Source organism: Polycladidibacter hongkongensis (assembly GCF_001561995.1).
Classification (GTDB): domain Bacteria; phylum Pseudomonadota; class Alphaproteobacteria; order Rhizobiales; family Stappiaceae; genus Pseudovibrio; species Pseudovibrio hongkongensis.
This window is the reverse complement of sequence record NZ_LLWC01000022.1, coordinates 552,583-579,407: the sequence shown is the minus strand read 5'-3', so window position 1 is coordinate 579,407 and position 26,825 is coordinate 552,583. Positions and strand designations below refer to the sequence as shown.

Here is a 26,825-nt window from a genome sequence, read left to right as displayed (position 1 = left end):
GGGCGAGGCATATTTTGCTGGCTGTTACGTTGCGCTATTTACGTATCTTCTTTGAAATGGGGTGATTGAAAACCCTTCGGTTTCGGGGGCATGGTGAATGGCTGGGTAATTCAGTGTGGATGACTACGCTGGCGTGAGGCGGACACCAAGTGAAGGAAAGAGGAAGCAATGCCAGCAGATGTGATGAAAATGGTAGATGTTAGCAAGGATAAACGCTTGTTTGCGCTTGATTTGGCGCGGGGCTGTGCTCTGGCTTTGATGCTGTTTTTTCACTTTAGTTGGGATTTGCAGTATTTCGGTTTTGTTGCTTGGCCCGTGCAATCAGGTGCGGGCTGGGTGTTGTTTGCGCAAATAATCGCTGGAAGTTTTCTGTTTCTTTCAGGGTTCTCACTTGCTATTTCGGCATCGCGAAGCCCTTTTGGGTGGAGGCGGTATTGGTGGCGTTTGGCTAAGATTGGTTGCGCCGCTGCGGCGATTTCCTTGGCGACATATTTTGCATTTGGCGCGTTTATGGTGCGATTTGGAATATTGCATGCAATCGCAGTGGGCTCGTTGTTGTGCTTGCCATTCTTATGGATCCGTTGGTATTGGGCGAGTGTGGCCGCTGTTATTGTTTGGTCCATTTCGCTGGTGCTGCCTGATGTTCTGGCCAGCTATGCTTCCTATTTGTTTTGGATTGGGTTGTCTGAGCCCGTGTACGGCACTGTCGATTTTGTGCCCGTGTTTCCTTGGTTTGCATTGCTCCTATTTGGTGTATCAGCGGCAAAGGTAATCAGGTTACCGACTGAAGTTAGCGGGTCGACACTTGCTAAGAATTGGCGGTTCATGCGGGTGGTGGCGTTGGCGGGGCGGCATTCATTGTTGGTCTATCTAGTTCATCAACCGCTGCTTTATGGAATCGTGTATTGCTTCGCTCGTATTCTTTATCTCTAATATATGGACCCTTAAATTCTAAGGTGTTCCCCTAGGGTATGCGTTGTATTTGTGCAACTGGACCAGTTTTACTGTAATTTCTGCACAACTTGTTTTTGAGGGTGCTGGAAAGCGAAATGATCCCCCCAATTTTTTTTGCAGTTTGCATAAAAGCCAAAATAACCTATAGAAAATTATAGATATTTCCCGAAAACCGGAAAGATAAGAGTGTTTGTTGTGCACCAAGCTACCGCGCAATGTCTGCTCTCGTTTACGTAACCTGCCCCTTTGTAGGTATTGACCCTTAGAAAATGGTATTTATTAAATTTAGCTAGCTGAATAGAAGTTGGCATTAACGCCAATGATAAACAACTAGAGATTGTCCAGACACGCAATTGGGGCTGCAAGGCATGGCGTCGTGCACGCGGGGATGGATCAAATGAAGCGCAGGGTTGGCTGCGCGATTTTGGGGGCACGAATGAAAAGAATTCTCGCAGCATCCTCGCTGGTAGTGCTGGGTAGCACCGCAGCGCTTGCAGGTGGCTATGATACGCAAGGCCTTGGCTCGTTTTCTATGCTGTTTGATGACAGCAAATTCGCCGTGGAAGGCAGCTACACCTACGTTGATCGTAATGTAAATGTGAAGAACGCCAAGGGGCAGCTGTTTGCAGGTCCAGCAGGTAACCTAGATGTTCCGGGAAATGGTGTCCTGGGACCGCTTTCCGGCGACAGTTCTTCGTCTATGACACCAAATGTGTGGACCTACGGGTTAAGTGTTAAGGCTCAGATCGTTGACAATGTTGACTGTATGGCGAAGCTACATAATCCTTGGATTATCGGCGAGAAGTTCTCCACCACTTGGGCAGGTCGCTACCAGATCGACAGCACAGATGCAGATAGCTTAGGGATTGATGCGACCTGTGCCTATAAGTTTGCGCTGGGCGAGAGCAACAATTTGCGGGTGTTTGGTGGCTTGCGCACAACGACCATTGATTATCTTTCGACAACATTTGTGAATGGCACAGTTGCGGCGGGTGCTGGTATACCAGTGCCTCCTGGACGCGATTATCTTGCGACGATTGACTTCAGCTCAGACGATCTTGGTGTTGGTTGGCGTGCCGGTGCGGCCTACGAAATCCCCGAGTATGCGCTGCGTGCAATGATTTCCTATGATTCTGCAGTAGATGTTGGTTTGGCGGGTGACCGAATTTTTGGCACGTCAAGAACACCAGGAACAGCGTCAATAACACTGCCTGAGTCCGTCGAGATTGCACTGCAATCTGGCGTCGCCCCGGGTTGGCTTGTTGGTGTTGATGCCAAGTGGATGAACTGGAGCCGATTGTCATCTCTTAAAGTTGATTTTGCGAATGGCGATTATCGTATCCGTCGGCTCGGATATTCTGATGGTTGGACGGTGCGCGGCTTTGTCAAGCACAAGCTAAGTGAGAAATTCGGTGTTGGCGCGAGCCTGACATGGGACAAAGGCATTGGCGGTGCTTACTCTGACACTTATGCGATTGGATCCGGTGTTTCTTACGATCTAAACGAAAAGGCGACCGTATCGCTTGGTGGTTCTGCTATCTACAAGACAGCGAGTAAGAACAACAAGATTGTGATCGATTCTAAAAGCCGTGGGACAGAAAGCACCTCAACAACTACCTACGACTACGATGGTTCGTGGAACTTTGCGGTTAACAGTAAGCTGAAGTTGAAGTTCTAAGCTCGGTATTTGGCAAATTACTGTTAAGGCGCCTTGCAAGCAGGGCGCCTTTTTCATTTTGATGCACGTCTAGTGAGAGATACCAAGAGGTGTCGAGCCAAGGTAGCAGCGCTCGTTGGCAGTGTATTGCAGATGTAGGCCAACCGACGGGTGGTTGAGCGCGCCGGAGATAGAAAAAAACAGCACTTTTACGTTTTGCCGGACGAAAGCCTTGGGCAAGCCAGTTGCGATAAACGTATGTGTGCCAGCCAGCTTTAATGGGCGCAGAGCAACCTTCTCTCCGGCAAGATGCATTGTGGCAGAAGAAGGGCTGTTGTTGCCGATCCGATACTGGACGGCGACAGTTTGGAAGAGAAAATGCGCGCCAGCCTCCTCGCAAGCGGAAGTGAGGCTGGGAATGGGGCGGCCATCGTTGGTTATGCCAAGCGTGTTGGAAAGGCTGAACTGGAGTTCGCCTTGCGCGGGCACCTTTGCCTCACCAAACCCTGTAGAGCCGATGAGGAGGGCAATTAGGAGAGCCGCTCTTTTTTGGTTCATAGCTACTAGATACAAAGTGATTTCGTCTAAAATAAACGACGCCACTATAGATAGTGTTATCTGCGAATAAAACAAGGAAGTGTGGTTAGCAAAGTGTTACTGTTACCTTTTGTTGAACAAAAAGGGAACTTTGCTTGCCATTCTACGGGTGACACGGCATATTGTCGGTATGTCTAGGAAACAAACGCCTTCTATTTCTTCATCCTCCGAAGCCTCCAAGACAGAGCCGTCGGTCACAGGGTTGGGTGAGTCGCCGCAACCGGCACTATCTGGAGCACCGCTCGCAGGCAGCTTGAGCGATTGGGCGCAGCAGATTGAAGAAGAGGACATAAGCGCTCTTAAAGCAAAGGCAGAGACGAAAAAACGATCTGATGTGGTCGTAGCTCCTATGCAGACTGATGCAAAAAATGGGGCAAGTGCTAAGCGATCTGCTCCCAAGAAGAAGTCGACAGGGGCGCCTAAGAAAAATGCCGATGCGCCTTCGCCCAGAGAGAGGGCCGGTGGCGGGCTAAACCCAATTGCGGGTCTGGATGTTTCTTTGGAAGAGGCTGAAGAGCTGCTAGAGAAGCATCGCAAAGACAATAAGAAGAAACGTAAGCAGCACAAAGTTGAGCAGATTAGCGGGGCGACCGCAACAGTACAGGCTCTGGCAGAGCTGATTCAGCGTGGCCGCGCTGAGGAGGATGAAAACCCTTGGGTGCCGCATCGCCCTGAACGCCCGCAGAAATCCGAGGGTGGTGTCCTTTTTGATTTGGTTTCCGAGTTTTCACCGCAGGGCGATCAGCCAACGGCTATTGCAGATCTGACGGAGGGGCTGGGGGAAGACGAACGCACGCAAGTGTTGCTTGGGGTGACAGGATCAGGCAAGACCTTTACGATGGCGCAGGTTATCGCGCAGAGCCAGCGGCCAGCGCTCATCCTGGCGCATAACAAGACGCTTGCGGCTCAGCTTTATGGTGAGTTTAAGCAGTTTTTTCCGAACAACGCAGTCGAGTATTTTGTTTCCTACTACGATTACTATCAGCCGGAAGCCTATGTACCGCGAACTGATACGTTTATCGAAAAAGAGAGCTCGATTAACGAACAGATTGACAGGATGCGCCACTCGGCAACGCGTGCATTGCTGGAGCGGGATGATGTAATCATTGTTGCATCGGTCTCTTGTATCTACGGTATCGGCTCGGTTGAAACATACACTGCCATGACCTTTGGCCTTTCCGTTGGCGAGCGGATCGAGCAGCGGCAACTGCTTGCGGATTTGGTGGCGCTGCAATACAAGCGCAATGATGCGGCGTTTCAGCGTGGTACTTTCCGCGTGCGCGGGGATACAATTGAGGTGTTTCCTGCGCACCTTGAAGACCGTGCTTGGCGTATCTCCCTTTGGGGCGACGAGATTGAGGGTATCACCGAGTTCGACCCGCTGACGGGTAAGAAAACCGGTGTGCTAGAGGCCGTCAAGATTTATGCGAATTCCCACTATGTGACGCCAAAGCCGACGCTGAATCAGGCTGTAAAGGCGATTAAACACGAGCTGAAGCACCGTCTTGAGGAATTAAACGGGCATGGCCGCTTGCTGGAGGCACAGCGGCTGGAGCAGCGCTGTACTTTTGATATCGAGATGATTGAGGCGACCGGATCTTGTGCCGGTATTGAAAACTACTCTCGGTATCTGACCGGCCGTGCGCCGGGTGAGCCGCCGCCAACCCTTTTCGAGTACCTACCTGATAATGCGCTGGTTTTCATCGATGAAAGCCATGTCACTATTCCACAGATTGGCGCAATGTATCGCGGTGACTTCCGCCGTAAGGCGACGCTGGCGGAGTATGGCTTCCGCCTGCCTTCTTGTATGGATAACCGGCCCTTGCGTTTTGAAGAGTGGGATGCCATGCGACCGCAGACCGTGGCTGTTTCTGCAACTCCGGCAAGCTGGGAGATGGAAGAGGCAGGCGGTGTGTTTGCCGAGCAGGTGATCCGGCCGACAGGCCTGCTTGATCCGGTGATCGAGATACGTCCTGCAAAAACGCAGGTTGATGATTTGCTTGGCGAGGTGAAGGCACAAGCGGCAAAGGGGGCGAGGACGCTGGTGACAACGCTCACCAAGCGCATGGCGGAGGACTTGACCGAGTATTTGCACGAGAACGGCGTGCGGGTACGCTACATGCACTCTGACATTGATACACTAGAGCGGATTGAGATCATTCGTGATCTGCGGCTAGGCGCTTTTGATGTACTGATCGGAATTAACCTCTTGCGTGAGGGGCTTGATATTCCCGAATGCTCGTTGGTGGCAATTCTTGATGCGGATAAAGAGGGCTTTCTTCGCTCCGAAACCTCGCTGATCCAGACGATTGGCCGTGCTGCGCGTAACGTTGATGGGCGCGTGGTGCTTTACGCCGATAAAATGACCGGATCTATGGAACGGGCCATTAATGAAACCAATCGGCGGCGTGAAAAGCAACAGGCTTATAACGAAGAGCACGGCATCACACCGGAGAGTGTGCGCAAGAATATCGGCGATATTCTGGAAAGTGTCTACGAGCAGGATCACGTTACGGTAGATGCAGGCTTCGCTGAAGAAGGCGCCACAATTGGGCACAATCTCAAAGGGCATATCGAAGACCTTGAAGCCCAGATGCGTGATGCAGCAGCCAATCTGGAGTTTGAGACAGCTGCGCGTTTGCGCGACGAAATCAAGCGACTGCAAGAAACCGAACTGGCTGTTGCCGATGATCCGCTCAGCCGCCAAAGTGATGTGGCGGGCAAGGCGGGGGCGTTTTCTGGTTCAGGAAAATATGGCTCGGCCGCCAATTTGCCCCCCGCGGAGGCGAAGGCAGCCGAAGCCGGTTCCGGGGGAGGGCGCAGTACAGGTGGCCGGCCGGGCACACGCACCTACCGAAAGAAAAAGAGCTAAGTTGTGAGTTTAGGTCAGGCAGCTGCCATGCCAGATTTACTCTTGCTGCGTCATTGCGGATTTTAACGGCCTTTGCAAAGCTTGGCTCACGCCTCAAGATTATATTGAGCGCCTGTCATCAATAATGCAATTGCGGAGGCATGCATGGAACAGGCGTCTTTAGGTTTGACCAACAGCGCGCGTGAGCAAACCGCTAAGGTACTGAATAGTTTACTTGCCGATGAATTTGTTTTGCTGGTGAAGACATGGAATTGCCACTGGAATATTCGAGGCAATGCATTCCATAGCCAGCATGTGTTGCTGGATGAGCAATATCATGCACTGGTCGAAGTGGTGGATGACATTGCTGAGCGGGTGAGGGCGCTGGGTGGCCAACCATTGGGCTCCATGCATGCGATCCATGAGCACACACGGCTAAAGGAAATGCCGTTTCATAAGCCTTTGCCCAAGGCGCAGGAAATGGTGAGCGCTTTGGTGCAGGATCACGAAACGATTGTGAGAGAACTGCGGTTGCATCATGACAGCGTTGATCAGCGGCAACATGATGTGGGGACGATTAGCCTTATGGAGGACCTCATCTTAAAGCACGAAAAGATGGCGTGGTTCTTACGCGCACATCTGGATGATGAAGAGGGGCAATCATGAGCAAGGTGCTTGTTTGGCTGGATCACCAAAGTGCTGAAGTCTACGCGCTGAAAAATCATGAAGTGCATGAAATGGACGAGATTGACAAGATTTGGGACTTTAAGGCTGTGCAGCTGCATGTGAAAGAACCGCATAGCCATTTTCATATGCACAACAAGCGCAATAAGAACGCAGGGCGACATAGCCCCGATGAGCACAAGTTCTTCGAAGAGATCGAGGCGCACTTAAAGGGAGCTGATGAGGTGCTGATCGTCGGGCCGGGCTTTGCTAAGCTCGAACTTGCTAAGCATGCGTTGAAGCATGTTCCGGCTTTTGAAGGCAAGCTGCACGGGGTTGAAACGGTTGATCACCCCACCAGTGGGCAATTGATAAACTTTGCGCGCGACTATTTTGAGATATCCGCGCAAAAGGCACTCGATGGCCTGCACGTTTTGGCGCGAAAGCACAGTCGCGCCCACTAAGGCCCAGTGCTTTCTGCCACGTGCAGACCTTTCGCTTACCCCGGGTGGCTCGGGCGCAGCTTCGCCCGCAGGTGCGGTGCGAGCTCGACGAGCAGGATTGACGAGAAGATCAACGCAGCGCCGATGCCGCTCATGACATTCAGGCGTTCACCCAGCAAGACAGCGGCAAAGAGCGCTGCGAACAATGCCTCGGATGACAGCATGATTGCGGCGTCGGCTGGTTTTGTCCACTGCTGGGCAAAGGCCTGAATGGTGAACGCAACGCCGCCAGAGCAAACCCCCGCGAAGAAAAGCTCGAACCACACTGCGTTGATAGCTGACCATGAAATCGGCTCAAGAATGAAGCCAGCAATGGTGCAAAGGATACCTACCGTTAGAAACTGGCTTAGGGCGATGGCGACAGGGCGGCCGATAGACTTGCCCAACCGACCGACGAAAATTACTTGTAAGGCCCAGAATACGGCACAGGCGAGCATAAGAAGGTCACCTGCGTTTAATGCGGTAAGACTGCCGCCGCCAAGTAAGAAGATGCCGAAGAGTGTGAGGCCGCTGGCGCACCAAACAAGTGGGTTTACTTGCTCTTTAAAGAGGAGCCACGCGAGGAACGGGGTGAGCACAACGTAAACTGCTGTTAGAAAACCTGCGTTTGTGACTGAAGTGATGATGATGCCGTATTGTTGCAATATACAGCCCAGAGTGAAGCAAAGGCCGACACCAAGCAACGGGAGGTAGCTGCTTTTGCGCAAGGGCTGCGCCTTTGGTTTTCTCGCTTCATACCACGCGAGCGGTGCGACTGCTATGCAGGCAAGGAGGAAACGGATGCCCGTGAATTGCAAGGCACCAAGGTTTTCCATGGCGGTGGACTGTGTGACAAAGGCCATGCCCCAAATGAGGCCGGACGTCAGTAGAAGTAGGTTTGCGAGTGCTCTGGACATAGCGCCTGTCTATCGAAAGGCGCTTACGGCAGCAAGGGCATTTTCTCGCCTTAACCTCAACGATTGGCTGAGTTTTTAACGTTTCCCTAGACGCCTAGTTCGTTCAAGCCGTTTTCCAGATGATCTGGGAAGTGCGGCAGGCCGAGGAGGTAGGGTTTAGCTGAGCCAGTGGCGCGTTCTTTGGCTTGCAGCACCGCTTCAGCGAAATCAGCCGCGTCATAATCACCGCGGCCAATCCAAGTGATCGCAACAAGTTCGGCGGACTCATCGATGTTTAAATCGCTCATGAGCTCTACCAGCTCTTCGTCGAGATAATCATCATGAGCTTCTTCGGCCAGCCCCTCCGGTAACACTTGAAGGGTTGCGGCGTCAGGGTCAAAGTTGACATTGCCTTCGTGTCCATCCTCATAACTGTCGGGGACAGAAGCGGAGGCGGCACGGGCTTTCTCGGCAATCATACGCACTGTGGCGGCGGAGAGACTTAAGTTTACTGCCATTGATACACCCTCCATCTGTTTTGATTTTAGTATCTGCCTAAAGGCGCGGCATGGCAAGGGGAAGTCCCTCAAGTGTGGAGATGAAGATGTTGTGGCAGAGGTTGCTCTCAAACTTTCTTTAAGCAGTGAAAACAAACGGCAAATCTAAGAAGGAAAACTAGCAGTGCAATGCAAAGGAGTGATTAAAGATGAAGTTATTCAGTAGTTTAGGCGGCTATACATTTACTTGCTTGCCTCAAGTAACAAATTGCTAAAATTTCTACTTGTTATTTGAGGGGGCAGGCGTTTATGGTTAAGAAGACTTGATCTAAATGTGGCGGACCTGAGGGCCGTGTTCTTTCACACCATGTGAGGAACACGGCCAAGCTGTTTTTAATCAGCTTGCGCGCACCTGCATCAGATTATACAGACTAAAAAAATAAACGTGGAACTCCTAGCGCCAGCAGCGGCAACAATGCTGCGGTAAAGGCATAGGCGCGGGCGTCCCATTGCGGCCACGTTAGGGCCTTTTGCGGCTCTTTTTGAGGAAGCTTTGGAAACACAACTGGTTTAGACGGGCTCTGCATATCTGATCCTCCGTGTCGAATGGCAGGAGTTATGAAGCGCTTTAACCTTGGCAAAAGCGCTACTGCAATGCGGCAGAACCTAGGCATTAGCAGGGAGATTTGTTGCGGTGCAGAGGGGCGTAGGTTGAGCTCTAACGGCGGAATGCGAGAAATTTGGAACCCAAGAAGTTGAATGCGAGCGAAACGAAGGTCGCGATCGCAAGAGCAATGTACGGGGAGAGTGCCAGTGTTGATTTCACCATATAGACATAGCTGGCATAGTTGATCAGTGCGCCTGTGCTGTTCACGGCAACGAAGCGTAGATATTCCTGCCCGACCTGGCTCCACGTTTGTGGGGTTTCGCTTCTCTGGAACGTGAATTGCCGATTCCAGAACCAGTTGTTGGTCATGGCGATGGCGATGGAGACGATGCGCGAGAGCACAGCGCCGAGGGGGGTTGTGTTTAGCAGGAGCGCAAGCACTGCCATATCGACAAGAAGCCCTGAGGTGCCGACCATGCAAAATCGTGCGAACTGGGTGCCTAACAATTTCAAGAGAAGCGATTTCATAGGGATTGGGCCTTGATTAATGTTTAGCTTGCATGTGCGGAGCTTGAGCAAACCACAACGTAGAACCGCGTGGGGTGCCTAGGCAAGCGCAGTTATTTGCATAGACTGTAGAAAACTGGAAGGGCCTTGTTCTTTCCGCTGAGAATAACTGCTGGCCTATGGGTTTTTCCTTGCGCTGGTGACGTGGCGGGCTTAGGTTTTCGCTCGCTCAATTAAACAGCATACCTACCGCTTTCATGGAGGGCATTATGGGCTTTATCGCCGACGCGCTTTCACGTGTGAAACCATCTGCAACCATTGCAGTGACAAACAAGGCACGTGAGTTACGCGCTGCTGGCCGGGACGTTATTGGTCTTGGAGCTGGCGAGCCAGATTTTGATACACCTGAGAATATCAAGCAGGCCGCGATCGACGCGATCAACTCTGGCAAGACAAAATACACCGCAGTTGACGGTATTCCTGAGCTGAAGCAGGCGATCTGCGAGAAGTTCAAACGCGATAATGGCCTTACATACGATGCGAACCAGATCACCGTTGGGACTGGTGGCAAGCAAGTGCTGTATAATGCGCTTGTGGCGACCATTAACCCGGGCGACGAGGTGTTGATTCCAACTCCTTACTGGGTGTCCTATCCAGATATGGTTTTGTTGGCAGGCGGCGAGCCGGTGTTTGTGCATGCGGACCCGAAAACCTTCAAGATTACGCCAGAAGCTTTGGACGCGGCGATTACCCCGAAAACAAAGTGGTTTATTTTTAACTCACCTTCCAACCCCTCTGGTGCGGGCTATACGAAGGCCGAGTTGAAGGCGCTGACGGATGTGCTGCTCAAACACCCGCAGGTTTGGGTGATGTCCGACGACATGTACGAGCATCTGGTTTATGACGACTATGAATTCACCACACCTGCGCAGGTTGAGCCGGAGCTTTATTCCCGCACGCTGACTTGTAACGGCGTGTCGAAAGCCTACGCGATGACCGGTTGGCGCATTGGCTATGCCGGTGGGCCGGCCGAGCTGATTAAGGCGATGGCGAAGATTCAATCGCAATCGACCTCTAACCCGAGCTCCATTGCGCAGTGGGCGGCGGTAGAAGCGCTGAATGGTACGCAAGACTTCATCGCGCCTAATAACGAGACCTTTAAGGGGCGTCGCGATTTGGTTGTGTCCATGCTTAATCAGGCAAACGGGCTTGAGTGCCCTGTGCCGGAAGGGGCGTTTTATGTGTTCCCATCCTGTGCGGCTTTGATGGGTAAAACCACGCCGAGCGGCAAGGTGCTGGAAACGGATACTGACTTTGCATCCGAGCTGCTGGAAGCAGAAGGCGTTGCAGTTGTGCCGGGCTCTGCCTTTGGTTTGGGGCCGAACTTCCGTGTTTCCTATGCCACGTCAACAGAAGCCTTGACAGAGGCGTGTGAGCGCATTCAGCGGTTTTGTGCCAGCTTGAAATAAGCCTTTCAGAAAATGGCAATTTGAGCCCCTGCAGTCCCCGAGATTGCAGGGGTTTTTTGTTGTTTGTTTCACGCTGGCCGAACGTCTGCGTCTTTCTTGTTACCTGGGGCATTGAAAGGACAAGGGCAGTGGCTTCTATCATCATTTATGGCGGCGCCGTGCAGCAGGCGCGAAACGTATTACGCTCAGCTCAGATATCTACCATGCTGGAAACACTGCGTGTCGTGTTGTGGAACCAAGCGGGCACCGCAGGCACCAACATCGGCAGTGCGTTTTCAGGTTTGCTGGTTAAGTGGTCGGCCGATCTGCTCGCGGATGCACAAGGACCAGCTGTGGCGATTAAACGTCTGCAAGATGCGCATGCACGATTGATCCAGTTTGACAATGGCACGGACATTTTCGACGTATTTGCTGTTGGCGACGGGTTGCGCGGTATAGGCGAGTATTTTGAGCTTGGTGGCGGTGGTGCGCGCGGCAAACAGGTGGAAGACTTGCGCCGCGGGTTGCGCAACAAAATCGCGTTTAATGTGGCTAACCGAGCGCGCAAGCCGGTGCCGGATTTTGCCTTGCAGGAGTGGCCGGATCTTGGGATTTTCAAGTTCAACCTGCTTGATAGATCCACCGTCAAATACATGGAGCGATTTTACGGCCCCTATATTGGCGCGGATATTTCCGGCACGACGACAGATAGCCTTGCGGTGCTGGCAGCGTTTAATGCTGACACGCTCGGGGATGACGATCTCACAAAGAGCCTAGATCAGGCGATGTTTGATGGTGAAGAGCTGGTTCCTATTGCGACGATGGTGCTGCAGTACCATCACTCCTTGATGGAGACAGGGCTTGCGCTCTCCCTTTCCTCCAGTGCGATGGGCGGTAGCTCGGTATTGCCGGAGTTTAATTTCTACAACTTCCGCAGTTTGGGGCAAAAGCATATGCAGGAGGCGCCGGCGGCGGCGCTTATGCATGGCAACAAAGTGCTCAGCCGGGATTTGGCAGGTCGTGGCTTGGTGGTGCTCCGAGATCTCATTGACATCAATCTGAACCCCTATGCGGATGTCGAGATCGGCTTGTTGGTGGAGAACCCGACAGATAGTTCCGTTTTCACATTGAATAGCAAGTATGACAAATTCTATAGAGAACGGAAGCGCCAGTCACAGCAGAACTATTTCTATCAGCATGGGGACCCGAGCTTGGCAGCTGTTGCCAATGATATGGCGGGACTAAACATTGGCGATGCGGTGACTTTTGACAATCTAATTGCGATGAACTCCATTGAACTGGCGGAGCTCAAACTGGAAGGGCGTGCCTTCGATGACTTGCAGGCGGCCTTGCAGGCTGCTGGGGGTGGCTTGCGGGTTGCGAACGCGCCGAGTAACGCGGCCAATTCGCAAGCGGCGAATGGTGGTCAGCAAAGCGCGCCTTTGCAAGCAAGCCAAGTGGTGCATGGCAATCAGTCCTCTGCCAGTGCCAATCAGGCAGCCCAGCAGGAAACGGCTCAGCAGCTGGCCAAGCAAGTGGACAAAGCGACATTGCAAAAGGCTCTGAGTTTGTTGGCGATGCAACACTAGGCTGTCGGCGTTGAAGGCCCTGCTTCCATTTTGAGCTGGCGGCAGGGCACGGTTGTAAGGAATTAACTAAAAGGAAAACTCAATAGGCTTGGGGATTTAGGTATTTGGTTTACCTGAATTTGCCTAGGGTTTTGACTTTCAGGTGCAGCAGGCGTCTCGTTGGGGTCTACGTTTGATGGAGATGCCAATGAAATATCTTGATCTCGTTTTCTCAGGTGCTGCGGTACTGATCATTGGTGGGGCTTTGTCTCTGCCTACTGGTGCAATGGCTCAGCAAAAGAATAGTGCACAAACCCAGGCAAAACCTGCGACAAAGGCAACCGATATGAAAACGCCAGCATCGGAGCCAGAGAAGGGTGGCTATGGCGTCAAGCTAGGCGTGTTGCGATGCCAGATAACCGATGCGGCGACTTTTGTCGTTGGCTCAGTTGATCGGATGATGTGTACGTTCAACAACAGTACAACCGGTAAGGATGAACAGTATTCAGCGAAGATGACCAGTGTCGGGCTTGACATTGGGCCGGTTACATCTGGATCTATGGTTTGGGCGGTGATGTCGCCATCACGCGATGTGGCGCCCGGCGCGCTTGCTGGCGGTTATGGCGGTTTAACGGCTGGCGTCACTGTTGGGGCTGGCGTGCAGGCGAACGTGCTTGTGGGCGGTTCGACAAAGTCGATAGCGTTGCAACCGATCAGCTTGCAAAGCCAAACAGGTGCCAACTTAAGCGCGGGCATCAGTGGCATGACACTCAAGAAAATGTAGCGGTAATTTCCGACTATGAATAGTTTGGGCCCGCTTCTTGGCCAAGAAGCGGGTTTTTTGCCTTGATCTCATTCGCGCCATAGGTGTTTTTCTCCTCACAAATTCAAGCCGTACCTGAGGGGGATGACATGCGGCGGACTGTCACGTTTTTGCAGCAGTGATATTTCTTTGGTTGCGCAAGGGGGGCAAACAGCGCGAGGATGGAGACCCGCAAGGCGCGGGGCGGCGCAAAGTATCTGGAGCGCCTTTGCTTTTATAGGTGCTTTGCTTTGTTGCCCTATTTCATCTAAAGGGAGTGACGGCCATGGGAGAAAAACGGGTAGGAGATGCCGGAGGCAGGGGAGTCGGCCCTCGTTGTGTTGCAATTGTAGGGCCTTTCGGTAGCGGGAAAACAACGCTGCTTGAAGCTTTATTGGCACGAACGGGGGCAATTAGCAGACAGGGGAGCGTGAGCGCCGGGACAACACTTGGTGACGCCTCACCAGAAGCACGTAGTCACACGATGAGCGTGGAACTCAACGTGGCGGGGACCAACTACAAAGGCGAAGAGTTCATTTTTATCGACACACCCGGGTCGATCGAGTTTTTGCAGGAAACAGATGCGGTGCTGGATGGCGTGGATATGGCCATTGTTGTCGCCGAGCCGGATGAGAAGAAGATACCGGCACTGCAAGTTATTTTAAAGCATCTGGAAGACCGCGGAATCCCGCGGATTATGTATCTCAATAAGATTGACAGGGCGAGCCATGGGGTGCGCCATTCTCTGATGCAGCTGCAAAGGGCCTCTGCGGTGCCACTGGTGCTGCGGCAATTGCCAATGTGGAAGGATGGGCATGTTACCGGTTTTATCGACTTAGCGCTGGAGCGGGCATTTATCTATCATGATGGTGCACCAAGCGAGCAGATTGCCATTCCCTCTGATGATCAGGCGCGGGAAGTAGAGGCACGCTATAATATGCTGGAGACATTGGCGGATCATGATGATGCGTTGATGGAGCAGCTGCTCGAGGATATCGCGCCCGAGACCTTCCAAGTCTTTGAAGATCTGGTTGGCGAAATGAAAAATGGCGATATCTGCCCCGTTTTTATTGGCAGTTCTGAGCAAGGGAACGGAATTCGCCGCTTGCTTAAGGCGTTACGGCATGAAGGGCCGAGGGTGGTGGATACTTGCTCCCGCCTTGGGATCGCACCGGAGGGTGTGCCTTTGCTGCAAGTATTAAAAACGCTTCATACCGCGCATGGTGGCAAACTCAGCATTGCCCGTGTCTTGCGTGGCAGTGTGGCGGAGAGTGGGGTTATCTACGCAAAGTCAGGGGAGGTTGGTAAGCCAGCGGGCCTGTTTACCCTGCAAGGCGAGAAAACAACCAAGGTGGCAAGCTGTGAAGCGGGGGGCTTGGTTGGCTTGGCCAAACTCGAACCTGTAAGCACGGGTGAGACACTTGGTGTTGGTGCCGCTCCTGAGGTGCTGCTGGATAGTGGCCTCGTTCTTGAGCCCACGCTTTCCAAGGCCATTGCCGTTGAGGAGCGAAAGGACGAAGTTCGCCTATCAGCAGCCCTTGCTAAGTTGGTGGAAGAAGATCCTTCCTTGCGTATGACGCATGTACAAAGTAGTGCGGAGACCCTGCTTGAAGGGCAGGGGGAAATGCACTTGAGGGTGGCATTGGAGAAGCTGCAAGGTCGTTATGGGTTGGCGGTGAAGTCCGGCATGCCATCTGTTGCCTACATGGAAACGATCCGAAGTGGGACAAATGTGCGTGGCCGGCATAAAAAGCAAAGCGGTGGGCATGGCCAGTTTGGTGATGTGGTGATTGACATTGCGCCGATGCCAAGAGGCGAGGGGCACAGTTTCTCCGATACTATCAGCGGCGGTGTGGTGCCTAAGCAGTACATTCCTTCTGTTGGTGAGGGGGTAAAAGAAGCGTTGCAGAAAGGGCCGCTGGGCTTCCCTGTTGTTGATGTGGCTGTGGTGCTGCGCGATGGCTCCTACCATAGTGTTGACAGTTCAGACCAGGCATTCCGCATGGCTGCTATTTTGGGGATGCGAGAAGGGTTGCCGCAATGCAAGCCGGTGCTGCTGGAGCCAATTTGCAAGGTCGTTGTGCATTGCCCCAGTGAGACAACCGCGAAGATTAACGCGATTATATCTGGAAGGCGTGGGCAGATACTCGGCTTTGATGCCCGAGAGAACTGGGATGGCTGGGACGAAGTGGAAGCGATGGTGCCGGAAAGCGAACTGGCCGATATTATCGTGGAAATGCGCTCTGCAACTGCGGGTGTGGCATCTTTGAAGCGCAGTTTTGACCATCTGGCAGAGCTGACCGGGCGCGCGGCGGAGCAAGTGGTGAAGGCCAAGGCCGAGGCCAGCGCCTAGGTTTCCAAAATTGTTGTCAGGTTGCTGTCGGGGCATTTGCTCCGGCAGCATTGTGCGCTGCTCACATGCTGTTGATTTGGAGTTTATCCTTGTGATCGCTTAGTGTTATCGCAAAGTGAGGGACCCATGCATCAGCTAAAACACAAAAACAGATTTGGTCATTACGAAGGCGATGTTACTCCCGAAGAGGTATATCTGAACCGGCGACAGCTGCTGCGTCACATGGGGTTTGGCGCGATTGGTGGTGGTGCTTTGGCCTCAGGGCTTTTACCCGGGGCAAGCGAGGCACTGGCAGCAACGCCTTATCCTGCGGTGCGTAGCGAGGCCTATGAAGCTGGCCGAGGTCTGACGCCGGAGCGTATTTCGAAAAACTACAATAACTATTTCGAATTTGGTTCTCACAAAGAGATCGCAGCCTTGGCACAAGGGTTGGATATCGATGGGTGGACTGTGGAGATTGATGGCTTGGTTGAACGGCCGCTCAAGCTCGATATGGACCAGTTGGTAAAACGAATGGAGCTGGAAGAGCGGGTTTATCGGCATCGCTGTGTTGAGGCGTGGGCCATGACAGTTCCGTGGAGCGGGTTCGCGCTCAAAGACCTTGTGGCGATGGTGCGGCCACTGTCGGGGGCACGGTATGTGCGCTTAGAGGGGTTTAAGCGCCCGTCGCAAGCAAGTGGGCAAAACCAGTTCTGGTATCCATGGCCATATGTGGAGGGCCTCTCCATGGCCGAGGCGCAAAATGAATTGGCGTTCATTGCGACTGGCATATATGGCAAGCCGCTTGCCAAACAGTTTGGCGCCCCTGTTCGGTTGGTAACGCCTTGGAAGTATGGCTTTAAGTCTATCAAGGGGATTACCAAGATATCCTTTGTTGAAGAGCGGCCTGTGAGCTTTTGGCAAGAGATCGCGGGTGATGAGTACGGATTTTGGGCGAATGTAAACCCCAAGGTGCCGCACCCGAGGTGGTCGCAGGCAAGTGAGCGGCTACTGGGCAGTGGTGAGCGCGTGCCAACAAAGTTGTTTAATGGCTATGGTAAGTATGTTGCGCACCTTTACAAGCATATGGAAGGTGAAGCGCTTTATCGCTAGATGGAGGAACTTTTACTTTTAACTGTAGCTTGCTCATTCCCTCCTTTTTGTGTGCATAGAAATTGCACAGCGTGTGCCTAGAAATTGGGCGGGGTGCAACTGGAGTGCTTATGCTCATATATGAACAGGATGGGCAGCGCTCTGCTTTTTGTACTCCGCCGAGATTAGCGGCGCCAAAGTTCGTAATTTATTGAAGTATAGGCAAAAAAAAGCCGGGCCAAAGGCCCGGCAGTCTAATTGATAAACACCAGAGTTTTGGTGCAATCACCTTCCAGAGGGGAACAGCTGATCAGATGCGAGCCACAGGGAGGAGAGTTGTGCCTCGCTGATCAACAGCTGCTGCATATATGCAGTGCATTCTCCTTGGTTCAAGGAACTTTTTTGCAATGCAGATATGCAATTACGGTATACCAGTGAAGATCGATTGACGATAGGGCAGGATGTCGCGGTAATCTTCCGGCAAGTCTTTGTTGCCTTAGGGGAAATTTGAATATTTAGGTATTGAATACATTGCTTGCGGGGCTTTGCGGCCTCGCATTGCCTTTGGCATACATTACTATGTGGATAGTTATTCCACCACTGACGTGGCTAGTGTGTCCATCTTTCGGCATAGGAAACAAGGAAATCGCGGAAGGCGGTGACGCGCGCGGTATTGCGCAGCTCCGAGGGATAGACAAAATATGTGTCGAAAGAGGGCAGCGTTTCTTCCTTGGTCGACATAACCGGGACGATGCCAGCATCAGACTCCACCATGTAATCTGGCAGAATGGCAAGGCCAATGCCTTTTTGGACGGCGCGTTTGATGCCGACAAGGTTATTCACCTTCAAGGCTATGTCGCGTTGTTCGCCGGTTGGCAGCTCTGTGGTTTCTAGCCAGTTCATGCCGCGCAAATACGATGGCGTGTTGTCGCCGATGGTGATGATACGGTGGTTTGCGAGATCCTCGGCAGAATTTGGGGTGCCAAATCGTTCTAGATAACTAGGCGCAGCATATACATGGAAGTGCACGGTAAAGAGTTTACGTTGAATCAGGTCTGGCTGGGTTGGTTGGCGCAGGCGAATAGCGACGTCAGCTTCGCGCATACCCAAGTCCAGCTCGTCATCCTGACAGATAATTTCCAGCCGCATATCTGGGTACAGATCGATGAATTCGTTAACACGGGCCGTCAGCCACGTCGAGCCAAGGCCGACAGTGGTGGTGATGCGTAGCAAGCCGGATGGCTTTTCCTTGGTGTCGGTTAGGCGGGCCTGAACCGACTCCAGCTTCATCAAGACTTCGCGGGAGGTGCGATAGAGCAACTCACCTTGCTCGGTGAGGATTAGGCCGCGGGCATGGCGGTGAAAAAGCGAGACGCCGAGCTCGCTTTCAAGCGCACTGACCTGACGGGATACAGCGGACTGGCTCATATTCAAAGTTTCGCCGGCATGGGTAAAGCTGCCCGCCTGCGCGGCTGCATGAAAAATTCTCAGCTTATCCCAGTCCATTGACCGCCCCTGCATATCGCTTTCTCCCATCTAGCGCCATGAAGGCTCTGCATATGTTTGATGCAGAGCCATTATTGTTATTCTGCTGCCTCGCTTTGCTTGGCCTCAAGCGCGGCGAGATATTTTTCGGCCTCTAGCGCTGCCATGCAGCCCATGCCAGCGGCTGTAACAGCCTGCCGATATTTATCGTCGGTCACATCACCGGCCGCGTACACGCCCTCTATCGAGGTCTGTGTAGAATCTGGCGCCGTCCAAAGGTAGCCTGATTCCTTCAGTTTGAGCTGATCTTTAAACAGCTCGACAGCCGGAGCATGGCCAATGGCGATGAAGACACCATCTGTGGCGAGTTCGCTGAGTTCGCCGGTGTTGGTGTCTCGCAGCTTTACGCCAGTGACGACGGCCGGACTTTCGGTGCCAACAATCTCTTCAATAGCGTTGTTCCAGCGGACTTCAATGCGTTCGTGCTTGAAGAGGCGATCTTGCAGGATCTTTTCCGCACGCAAACTGTCGCGGCGGTGGATGAGAGTTACCTTGCTGGCCAGATTGGCGAGGTAGAGCGCTTCTTCAACAGCAGAGTTGCCACCACCAACGACAACAACTTCCTTGCCGCGATAGAAGAAACCATCACAGGTGGCACATGCAGAAACGCCCCCTGCTTGGTACTTAACCTCAGATTCAAGCCCTAGCCACTTTGCCTGAGCGCCTGTGGCGATTACCAGCGTATCTGCAGTATAAACATTGCCGCTGTCGGCGGTGAGGCGGACGGGCTTTGCAGAGAGATCAGCCTCGACAATGGTGTCGTACTCGATTTTTGTGCCGACGTTCTCAGCCTGCTTGCGCATTTCCTCCACCAGCCATGGGCCTTGGATTGGATCTGCGAAGCCGGGATAGTTTTCTACATCTGTGGTGATGGTCAGCTGCCCACCCGTTTGAATACCGGTGATGAGGGTCGGTTCCAACATGGCACGGGCGCCATAGATGGCTGCGGTGTAGCCAGCGGGGCCGGAGCCGATGATCAGCAGTTTGGAGTGCTTGGTGGCCATGGTGTGTTCCTTACAATATGCGGCGGCTTCTACGCGGTATCTCGACGGGCATCCAGCATTTGACGGATAGCCTGTGCGATGATCGGTGTTGAATCGATTGGCTCGTAGGTAGAACCTTCCAGCGGGGCTGGGAAGGGGTGCAATACCCCTTTATCGAGTAAATTGCGCAAAAACCCCGTAATTTTTTTGTGAGTGCCAGTGGGTTCAAAGACAAACACCGGTTTTCCGGTTGCGGTGGCTTCTCCCACCATATTGGTGCTGTCAGCTGTGACAACAAGGGCATTAGCATTGGCGATGAATTGCATGTACGGGTTTTCCCCCTCGCCGTCCCAGTACAGCCCCCCTGTGTCAAAAGCCAGTTTTTGCAATTCTGCTTGGAGCGCGGCTGGCGTGCGACGGCTTGCGGTGATCATCAGGCTGTGGGTGTTGCTGGCGGTGCGTAGCCCTGTGAGCAAGCGCTCACTGCATTCCTTCGAAAAAGTGTGGTGACGGGAGTTGCCGCCGATCAGCACAGCGGCGCGTGGTGTGGAAAGCTTGGCGACTTGCGGCCATGGATTGGCGCGAGCCTCAATGAGCTTACTGGCGCTAAGAAGGTGCGGTGCGGTCTCGGTAACAATTACATTTGGTCCGCGCAGCTTATCATGCTGGGCAACCCAGATTAGATCAGCTGCTTTGGGACCGGTTCGCGGATCCTTCAAAAAGACAGTGAGGGTTTTGCCACCAGAGGCCTTTTTAATCGCGCGTAAATAGGGAACAGCACGACGGCCAGAAGCGATCGCCACTGTGGGGAAGGGAGGTCTTATCGGGCTATGTTGCTTGGATGGCGCGTCTTTGGGGTCTATAGGCCCGACGGGCATAGCCCATGCGAAAACTTTCCTTGGATTTATGCGCTTTGTTTCGTAGGGGAAGCCCAACGCTTCGGCTACGCCGCGGCACTGATTTTCATCTCCTGCTTTCCCATCTGTTATTACCCACAGGTTTTGCGAGGAGGTGTCTATCATTTGTACGAATCTGTCGAATTGGGAAGTTGTCTTAGTATACTATTTCGCTGATAAGCAATAAAGAGAACACAATGAACCGATTTGTAGATGATGTTCGCCGTTTGCTCACGCTTTCGGAAACTCGTAGCATCTTCGGGTGAAAAGTGCAAAGGATACGCTTTGAAGGCGCGACTAGATACGATTGATTGGCAAATCCTCAAAGAACTACAAGAGGATGGCCGTATTACCAATGTGGAGCTTGCCCGGCGTGTGGGGATCTCTGCTCCGCCGTGCCTGCGACGTGTTCGTGCGCTGGAAGAGGCTGGACTGGTGCGCGGGTATCGCACTTTGCTGGATGAAAAGCAGCTTGGCTATGAAGTGACTGCCTTTGCCATGGTTGGGTTGCACAATCAGACTGAGGCTGATTTGGTCGCTTTTGATGCCAAGATCCAGTCCTGGGACATCGTGCGTGAGAGCTTTATGCTGTCGGGGGAAGTCGACTTTATTTTAAAGTGTGTGGCACCAGATCTGGAGAGTTTTCAGACTTTCATCATTCGTGAGCTGACATCTACTCCGAATGTGGACAATGTACGCACAGCGCTGACGATCCGGCGGGTGAAGGATGTACCTTGCGTGCCGATTGAAGACGACTGATTGCTTGCCGTGTAAGGAAAAGACGGCGCCGCTCGGCGCCGTTTTTTTAGTGCTTGTCTGTTTTTACCAGTTTCAAGAAGGTCTCAATCTGTTTTGAGACCTGTGCGCTGCTATCAAGTAGCTGCTGTGCTGCATCATTGGCTTTAGACGAGGCGTCGGCGGCCATGTTTGTTTGGGTTTCTATGCCAACCACTTCGTTGTTCACACTGTCGGCGGCAACAGCAACGGTTTGAATCGAGCGGGAAATCTCCGCTGTGGCCGCGCTTTGTTCCTCGACGGCACCAGCGATGGCAGTGGAGGAGACGGAGACCTCTTCAATTTTGCGTGCAATCTCGGAGATTTCTGTCACGCACTGGCTGGTTGCGGCTTGGATCGCTTGGATTTTCTCGGCGATCTCGTTGGTTGCCTTACCTGTTTGGCTGGCCAAGTCTTTCACTTCATTGGCGACCACTGCAAATCCACGACCGGCATCGCCTGCGCGGGCAGCTTCGATGGTGGCGTTTAGTGCCAGCAGATTTGTTTGCTCTGCGATGGAACTGATCAGTTCCGTGACTTCACCGATCTCATCGGTTGCGGCTTGCAGGCCCTGTACTGTTCTGTTGGTGTTTTCTGCTTCAGAGGCTACGTTTCTTGCCGTTTCAGCAGAGTGTGTTACCTGGGAGCCAATTTCTTGAACAGAACTTGAGAGCTCTTCAACAGCCGATGCGCCGGATTGTACGTTTTGTGCTGTTTCAGTTGCCGATGAGCTTGCTTTTTCTGCTGAGGTTTTTGTGCTCTCGATTGCGTAGAGGAGTTCGCTGGTGCCGCTGCGGATCGCATTACTTGCGCCCTCAGAAGAGCGGACATGTGCTTCCACATGGTTCTCGAACTCGCGGATCGCGGTTTCCAAGCGGGAGGTGTAGGCGAGACGTTCTTCAAGGTTAACCTGATTGTAGGTATCCAGAGCAAGACTCATGTCCAGCATTAGAGCTTTTTGTAGCGCCAGCTGGGCCTTGATGAATTTGCCGCTAGAAAAGCGGTAGTGGGCGCGCATAACTTCCAGTAACTCGCCCAAAAAGAACGTGTACCCACCCAGATACCAATCTGGTGTTAGTCCGATATGGACATGCGCTCTGCCGATGCGTTCAACACGTTGGAAATAATCGTCTGAAAGGCCTGAGTTAAACAGGCTTTGCCAGTGATTGGTTTGTGAGACTTTCAGGCGATCAATGCGCCCCTCAACCGTGCTGGCCAGATCAGGTGTTTCAAGTATGAAATCATAGAACTTGGTTAAGATGCGCGGGAGGGCTTTTTCAACAGTCGGCCATATGGACTGCAGCAAAGTGATCGTTTCTTGATCTATCTGATAAAATGCCAGTTTGGCGGAGCTTGCCGCTTTATTCGAGAGTGTCATACAAACCACATTTGCTAAGAGCTAGAACAATTAAAATTGAGTTTTGTTCGTCTAAGCGGTTGTTAGGTGGCTTGTCAAACAACCTATGTGATAATAAGTGTGCAGGACTAATAAAACATCTAACTTGATGTTTTTACATATATAGAAATGTAACAAATAATTTATATATCAACATGTTGAATGAGATTTCTCCAAATCAAGCGGTGTTTTAATGTCGACGCAAAGTGGGGAGAGAAATGGCAGATTGTCGCATAAATAGAAAAAAGCGGGGCTTGGCCCCGCCTATCTACGTAGATTCGAATAGTTCGAATTTTAGATAAATTCAACTTTAAGGATTTCGAATGATCGCGCGCCGCCAGGTGCTGCAACCTCTACGCTATCGCCGACTTCTTTGCCGATGAGTGCGCGGGCGATTGGTGACGAGATGGAGATGCGGCCGATTTTGGCATCTGCTTCTACATCCCCGACGATCATGTAGCGCTTTTGCTCTTCGGTGTCTTCGTCTTCCAGCGAAACTGTTGCGCCAAATTTTACCCGCTCACCACTTAAGGTAGTCAGATCGATCACTTCGGCGCGGCCAAGCAAGCCTTCCAGCTCGGTAATGCGGCCTTCGTTCAGGCTCTGCTGCTCTTTGGCGGCATGGTACTCTGCATTTTCCGAAAGGTCGCCATGGGCGCGTGCTTCGGAAATTGCATCAATGATGCGTGGGCGGTCGACATTGGTGCGTTGCTTCAGCTCTTCATTCAGCTTTGCAAAGCCCTCTGGCGTCATCGGAACTTTTTCCATTACCCAAACCTTTCTCACATTGCCGCGGGCCACTGGCCTGCAACAATAAAATACGGAACCGGGCTAGGATTGGCCCTTAGCCCGGCTCGCGTGCGTGTTTGTTTTTTAGAAGTAGGACTGCAGCGACCTTACTTCAAGATTTCCTGCTTTATAGGCCTCTATGCCACGGGCTGCAGCCAGCGCACCGGCCACTGTCGTGTAATAGGGCACTTTATTCATAAGTGCGGCTTGACGCAAGGACCGGCTATCGGCAAGTGCCTGCGCGCCTTCCGTGGTGTTAAACACCAGCTGAACTTCGCCGTTCTTGATAGCATCAACGATATGTGGGCGACCTTCAAGAACCTTGTTCGCCTTTGAACAGGGTATCCCTTGGTTTTCCAAGTATCTCTGGGTGCCATCTGTGGCTAAAATCTTGAAGCCAAGAGCATGAAGACGCTGAGCTGCTTCTACAACGCGTGGCTTGTCGGCATCCTTTACGGCGATGAATACAGTGCCGTTAAGCGGGATTTCGACGCTCGCGCCCATTTGCGATTTGGCAAACGCAAGACCGAAGTCGCGATCAAGTCCCATGACTTCGCCAGTAGAGCGCATCTCTGGGCCGAGAATTGTATCAACGCCCGGGAAGCGGCTGAACGGGAAAACAGCCTCTTTTACGGCGATGTGATCCAGCTCTTTTGGCTCCAATTTGAAGCTCGCGAGCTGCTCGCCTGCCATTATCCGAGAGGCAATTTTGGCGATTGGCTCGCCGATTGTTTTAGCAACGAAAGGCACTGTACGCGAGGCGCGTGGGTTGACCTCTAGCACGAAGATCTCATCATCCCTGATTGCGTATTGCACGTTCATCAAGCCGCCAACATTGAGCTCTAGCGCCAAGCGGCGGGTTTGCTCTTCCAGCTGGGCAATGAGTTTTGGATCAAGCGAATAGGCTGGCAGTGAGCAAGCGCTGTCGCCGGAGTGGATACCCGCTTCCTCGATATGCTGCATGATGCCGCAGATGTATACGTCCTCACCATCGCTGAGTGCGTCCACATCCACCTCGATTGCGCCTTCCAGATAGCGGTCGAACAACAGCGGGTTGGTGCCCAGCAGGGTGTTGATCTGGCCGGTCTTATCGTTTGGATATTTGGCGCGGATATCGTGCGGTACCAATTCCGGCAGGGTGCCGAGGAGGTAGTTGTTGAGCGCCTCTTCATCGCGGATGATCTGCATGGCGCGGCCACCCAAGACATAGGAGGGGCGCACAACCAGCGGAAGACCCAGCTGACCGGCAATCAAGCGGCCTTGCTCGACAGAATAAGCAATGCCGTTTTCCGGCTGCTTGAGGCCAATTTTGTGCAGGAGCTTCTGGAAGCGATCACGGTCTTCTGCCAGATCGATCATATCAGGAGAGGTGCCAAGGATCGGGATGCCTGCTGCGACGAGAGACTGGGCCAGTTTAAGCGGAGTTTGGCCGCCGAACTGCACAATAACGCCTTTCAGTGTGCCTTTGGATTGCTCCAGTTTGAGGATTTCGAGCGTATCTTCAATGGTAAGTGGCTCAAAGTAGAGGCGGTCGGAGGTATCATAGTCGGTTGAAACTGTCTCAGGGTTACAGTTGACCATGATGGCTTCGTAGCCGGCATCTTTTAGCGCGAACGCTGCGTGACAGCAGCAGTAATCAAACTCGATACCCTGACCAATGCGGTTTGGACCACCGCCAAGGATCACCACTTTCTCACGCTCGCTTGGATTGGCTTCGCATGACTGCAAGCCTTCCAGCGGGGTTTCATAGGTGGAGTACATGTAGGCGGTTGGGGAGGCGAATTCGGCAGCGCAGGTGTCTATGCGCTTATACACCGGTTTCACGTCCAGCTTCTGGCGTAGGGTGGCAACATCCTCCAGATTCACGCCGCCGAGCTGAGCAAGGCGGCTATCGGAGAAGCCCAAGGCCTTGAGCTGACGCAGAGGTTGTGCGGTTTGTGGCAGGCCGTGTTGCTCGATCTTGGCTTCAGTGGCGATAATTGCCTGCATCTGTTCAAGGAACCACATGTCGATTTTACATGTGGCGTGAATTTGCTCACAGGTCCAGCCGTGACGCATAGCTTGCGCGACGTAGAGCAGGCGATCTGGGGTGGCAACTGCCAGTGCCTTGCGGATTGCGTTGGTGTCGTCGCCTTGGCCAAGGCCGTCGATTTCAACCGGATCAAGGCCGGTGAGGCCGGTTTCCAAACCGCGTAGGGCTTTTTGCAGGCTTTCAGGGAAGGTGCGGCCGATGGCCATGACTTCACCCACGGACTTCATCGCCGTGGTGAGGTTTGGCTCGGCGCCCGGGAATTTCTCGAAAGCGAAACGCGGGATTTTGGTGACCACGTAGTCAATGGTCGGTTCGAACGAGGCCGGGGTTGCGCCGCCAGTGATGTCGTTCTCCAACTCGTCCAAGGTGTAGCCGATGGCCAGCTTTGCCGCGATTTTCGCAATCGGGAAGCCAGTGGCTTTGGAGGCAAGCGCGGAGGAGCGCGAAACGCGCGGATTCATCTCGATAACAACGAGGCGGCCATTATCCGGATTAACGGCGAACTGCACGTTGGAGCCGCCGGTTTCAACACCGATTTCTCGCAGCACAGCCAAAGAGGCGTCGCGCATAATCTGGTATTCTTTATCGGTGAGGGTGAGCGCAGGGGCGACGGTGATACTGTCGCCGGTGTGGACGCCCATTGGATCGATATTTTCGATGGAGCAGATGATAATGCAGTTGTCTGCTTTATCACGCACCACTTCCATTTCGTATTCTTTCCAGCCGAGCAGGCTTTCATCGATCAAGACCTGCCCGTTTGGCGAGGCGTCGATGCCGGAGCGAACGATCTGTTCATATTCTTCGCGATTGTAGGCCACGCCGCCGCCGGTGCCGCCAAGTGTAAAGGCGGGGCGGATGATGGCAGGCAGACCAACTTCGTCCAGTGCGCGCATGGCGATCGCAACACCTTCAGCCCGATCATAGTCAACGATGGTGCCGTTATCGTCTTTGATGGCCGGTGAAGATGCGATGGTTGCGCGGGGGTTCTCCAGCCCGATTTTGTCCATTGCAGCGCGGAACTTCTCGCGGTCCTCAGCTTTGTCAATCACGTCGGCGCGGGCGCCAATCATCTCAACGCCGTACTTCGTCAAGGTGCCGCGGTTGTCCAGCTCCAGCGCGCAGTTCAATGCGGTTTGGCCACCCATGGTTGGTAGCAGGGCGTCCGGCTTTTCCTTGGCAATAATGCGTTCGACAACTTCCGGAGTGATCGGCTCGATGTAGGTTGCATCGGCCAGATCCGGATCAGTCATGATGGTTGCCGGATTGGAGTTGACGAGAATGACGCGATAGCCCTCTTCTCGGAGCGCCTTACAAGCCTGTGCACCAGAATAATCAAACTCGCAGGCCTGACCAATAACAATGGGTCCGGCCCCAATGATCAGGATGGATTTTATGTCGTTACGTTTTGGCATGGTAGCTCGTAAATGCTCATCGTTGCAGCCTTCGCGCGCAGTGGT

Annotated in this window: 21 protein-coding genes; 11 read left to right on the top strand and 10 right to left on the bottom strand. The window is 53.0% G+C overall.

The window, feature by feature from the left end; all coding sequences use genetic code 11:
• Nucleotides 1-168: 168 nt before the first annotated feature.
• Both AYK82_RS10750 and AYK82_RS10745 read left to right on the top strand, forming a co-directional pair.
• Complete coding sequence (locus AYK82_RS10750; protein WP_068315203.1) at nucleotides 169-933, top strand: heparan-alpha-glucosaminide N-acetyltransferase; 765 nt, start codon at nucleotides 169-171, stop codon at nucleotides 931-933.
• A 457-nt stretch (nucleotides 934-1,390) separates the two neighbouring features.
• Entirely contained in the window at nucleotides 1,391-2,632 is a 1,242-nt protein-coding gene (locus AYK82_RS10745) for an OmpP1/FadL family transporter (RefSeq protein WP_068315200.1), read from the top strand.
• A 69-nt stretch (nucleotides 2,633-2,701) separates the two neighbouring features.
• On the opposite strand, the gene AYK82_RS10740 is transcribed toward AYK82_RS10745, so the two are convergent.
• Nucleotides 2,702-3,169 (bottom strand): hypothetical protein, encoded by a 468-nt coding sequence (locus tag AYK82_RS10740; protein ID WP_068315198.1) that lies wholly within the window; start codon nucleotides 3,167-3,169, stop codon nucleotides 2,702-2,704.
• Between the two features lie 169 nt (nucleotides 3,170-3,338).
• Here AYK82_RS10740 and uvrB point away from each other — a divergent pair, with 169 nt between their 5' ends.
• The 3 genes from uvrB to AYK82_RS10725 all read left to right on the top strand — a co-directional run bounded on the left by uvrB (nucleotide 3,339) and on the right by AYK82_RS10725 (nucleotide 7,186).
• Nucleotides 3,339-6,080, top strand: a complete 2,742-nt coding sequence (gene uvrB, locus AYK82_RS10735; RefSeq protein WP_082733889.1) for an excinuclease ABC subunit UvrB — start codon at nucleotides 3,339-3,341, stop codon at nucleotides 6,078-6,080.
• A gap of 144 nt (nucleotides 6,081-6,224) precedes the next feature.
• Nucleotides 6,225-6,725 carry a Dps family protein gene (locus AYK82_RS10730; RefSeq protein ID WP_068315195.1) on the top strand — a complete coding sequence of 167 codons (501 nt, stop codon included), beginning with the start codon at nucleotides 6,225-6,227 and terminating at the stop codon, nucleotides 6,723-6,725.
• Nucleotides 6,722-7,186 (top strand): hypothetical protein, encoded by a 465-nt coding sequence (locus AYK82_RS10725; RefSeq protein ID WP_068315193.1) that lies wholly within the window; start codon nucleotides 6,722-6,724, stop codon nucleotides 7,184-7,186. The genes AYK82_RS10730 and AYK82_RS10725 overlap by 4 nt, the downstream gene beginning before the upstream one ends.
• Before the next feature lie 35 nt (nucleotides 7,187-7,221).
• Here AYK82_RS10725 and AYK82_RS10720 read toward each other — a convergent pair whose 3' ends face one another.
• The 3 genes from AYK82_RS10720 to AYK82_RS10710 form a co-directional block, all read right to left on the bottom strand.
• Entirely contained in the window at nucleotides 7,222-8,121 is a 900-nt protein-coding gene (locus AYK82_RS10720) for a DMT family transporter (RefSeq protein ID WP_068315191.1), read from the bottom strand.
• Between the two features lie 86 nt (nucleotides 8,122-8,207).
• Entirely contained in the window at nucleotides 8,208-8,618 is a 411-nt protein-coding gene (locus AYK82_RS10715; RefSeq protein WP_068315188.1) for a DUF3775 domain-containing protein, read from the bottom strand.
• Between the two features lie 697 nt (nucleotides 8,619-9,315).
• Nucleotides 9,316-9,681 carry a GtrA family protein gene (locus tag AYK82_RS10710; RefSeq protein ID WP_068315185.1) on the bottom strand — a complete coding sequence of 122 codons (366 nt, stop codon included), beginning with the start codon at nucleotides 9,679-9,681 and terminating at the stop codon, nucleotides 9,316-9,318.
• A gap of 299 nt (nucleotides 9,682-9,980) precedes the next feature.
• On the opposite strand from AYK82_RS10710, the gene AYK82_RS10705 reads away from it, so the two are divergent.
• From AYK82_RS10705 to msrP, 5 genes are all read left to right on the top strand, one after another.
• Nucleotides 9,981-11,180 carry a pyridoxal phosphate-dependent aminotransferase gene (locus tag AYK82_RS10705; protein ID WP_068315182.1) on the top strand — a complete coding sequence of 400 codons (1,200 nt, stop codon included), beginning with the start codon at nucleotides 9,981-9,983 and terminating at the stop codon, nucleotides 11,178-11,180.
• A gap of 128 nt (nucleotides 11,181-11,308) precedes the next feature.
• Nucleotides 11,309-12,748, top strand: coding sequence for a hypothetical protein (locus AYK82_RS10700; protein ID WP_068315179.1), 1,440 nt, complete (start codon nucleotides 11,309-11,311; stop codon nucleotides 12,746-12,748).
• Between the two features lie 187 nt (nucleotides 12,749-12,935).
• Nucleotides 12,936-13,511: a DUF992 domain-containing protein gene (locus AYK82_RS10695; protein ID WP_068315176.1), complete on the top strand. Its 576-nt coding sequence runs from the start codon at nucleotides 12,936-12,938 to the stop codon at nucleotides 13,509-13,511.
• 304 nt (nucleotides 13,512-13,815) lie between these two features.
• Nucleotides 13,816-15,882: an elongation factor G gene (locus AYK82_RS10690; protein ID WP_068315171.1), complete on the top strand. Its 2,067-nt coding sequence runs from the start codon at nucleotides 13,816-13,818 to the stop codon at nucleotides 15,880-15,882.
• Between the two features lie 126 nt (nucleotides 15,883-16,008).
• Nucleotides 16,009-16,974, top strand: coding sequence for a protein-methionine-sulfoxide reductase catalytic subunit MsrP (msrP, locus tag AYK82_RS10685; RefSeq protein WP_068315168.1), 966 nt, complete (start codon nucleotides 16,009-16,011; stop codon nucleotides 16,972-16,974).
• Nucleotides 16,975-17,562: 588 nt separating this feature from the next.
• Here the strand turns inward: msrP and AYK82_RS10680 are convergent.
• The 3 genes from AYK82_RS10680 to AYK82_RS10670 form a co-directional block, all read right to left on the bottom strand.
• The gene (locus tag AYK82_RS10680; RefSeq protein ID WP_068315713.1) at nucleotides 17,563-18,459 is read right to left on the bottom strand and encodes a LysR family transcriptional regulator; all 897 of its coding nucleotides are present in this window, start codon (nucleotides 18,457-18,459) and stop codon (nucleotides 17,563-17,565) included.
• A gap of 77 nt (nucleotides 18,460-18,536) precedes the next feature.
• Nucleotides 18,537-19,502 (bottom strand): thioredoxin-disulfide reductase, encoded by a 966-nt coding sequence (gene trxB / locus AYK82_RS10675; protein ID WP_068315165.1) that lies wholly within the window; start codon nucleotides 19,500-19,502, stop codon nucleotides 18,537-18,539.
• Nucleotides 19,503-19,531: 29 nt separating this feature from the next.
• A complete protein-coding gene (locus tag AYK82_RS10670) occupies nucleotides 19,532-20,503 on the bottom strand; it encodes a mitochondrial fission ELM1 family protein (RefSeq protein ID WP_068315162.1) in 972 nt (323 codons plus the stop codon).
• Nucleotides 20,504-20,662: 159 nt separating this feature from the next.
• Between AYK82_RS10670 and AYK82_RS10665 the strand changes: the two genes are divergently transcribed.
• Nucleotides 20,663-21,136, top strand: a complete 474-nt coding sequence (locus AYK82_RS10665; protein WP_068315711.1) for an Lrp/AsnC family transcriptional regulator — start codon at nucleotides 20,663-20,665, stop codon at nucleotides 21,134-21,136.
• A 46-nt stretch (nucleotides 21,137-21,182) separates the two neighbouring features.
• On the opposite strand, the gene AYK82_RS10660 is transcribed toward AYK82_RS10665, so the two are convergent.
• The 3 genes from AYK82_RS10660 to carB form a co-directional block, all read right to left on the bottom strand.
• On the bottom strand, nucleotides 21,183-22,529 hold the full coding sequence (locus AYK82_RS10660) for a globin-coupled sensor protein (RefSeq protein ID WP_068315159.1): 1,347 nt from the start codon (nucleotides 22,527-22,529) through the stop codon (nucleotides 21,183-21,185).
• Between the two features lie 312 nt (nucleotides 22,530-22,841).
• The gene (gene greA / locus AYK82_RS10655) at nucleotides 22,842-23,315 is read right to left on the bottom strand and encodes a transcription elongation factor GreA (RefSeq protein WP_068315708.1); all 474 of its coding nucleotides are present in this window, start codon (nucleotides 23,313-23,315) and stop codon (nucleotides 22,842-22,844) included.
• 105 nt (nucleotides 23,316-23,420) lie between these two features.
• Nucleotides 23,421-26,780 carry a carbamoyl-phosphate synthase large subunit gene (gene carB / locus AYK82_RS10650; RefSeq protein WP_068315705.1) on the bottom strand — a complete coding sequence of 1,120 codons (3,360 nt, stop codon included), beginning with the start codon at nucleotides 26,778-26,780 and terminating at the stop codon, nucleotides 23,421-23,423.
• Between the last annotated feature and the right edge of the window lie 45 nt (nucleotides 26,781-26,825).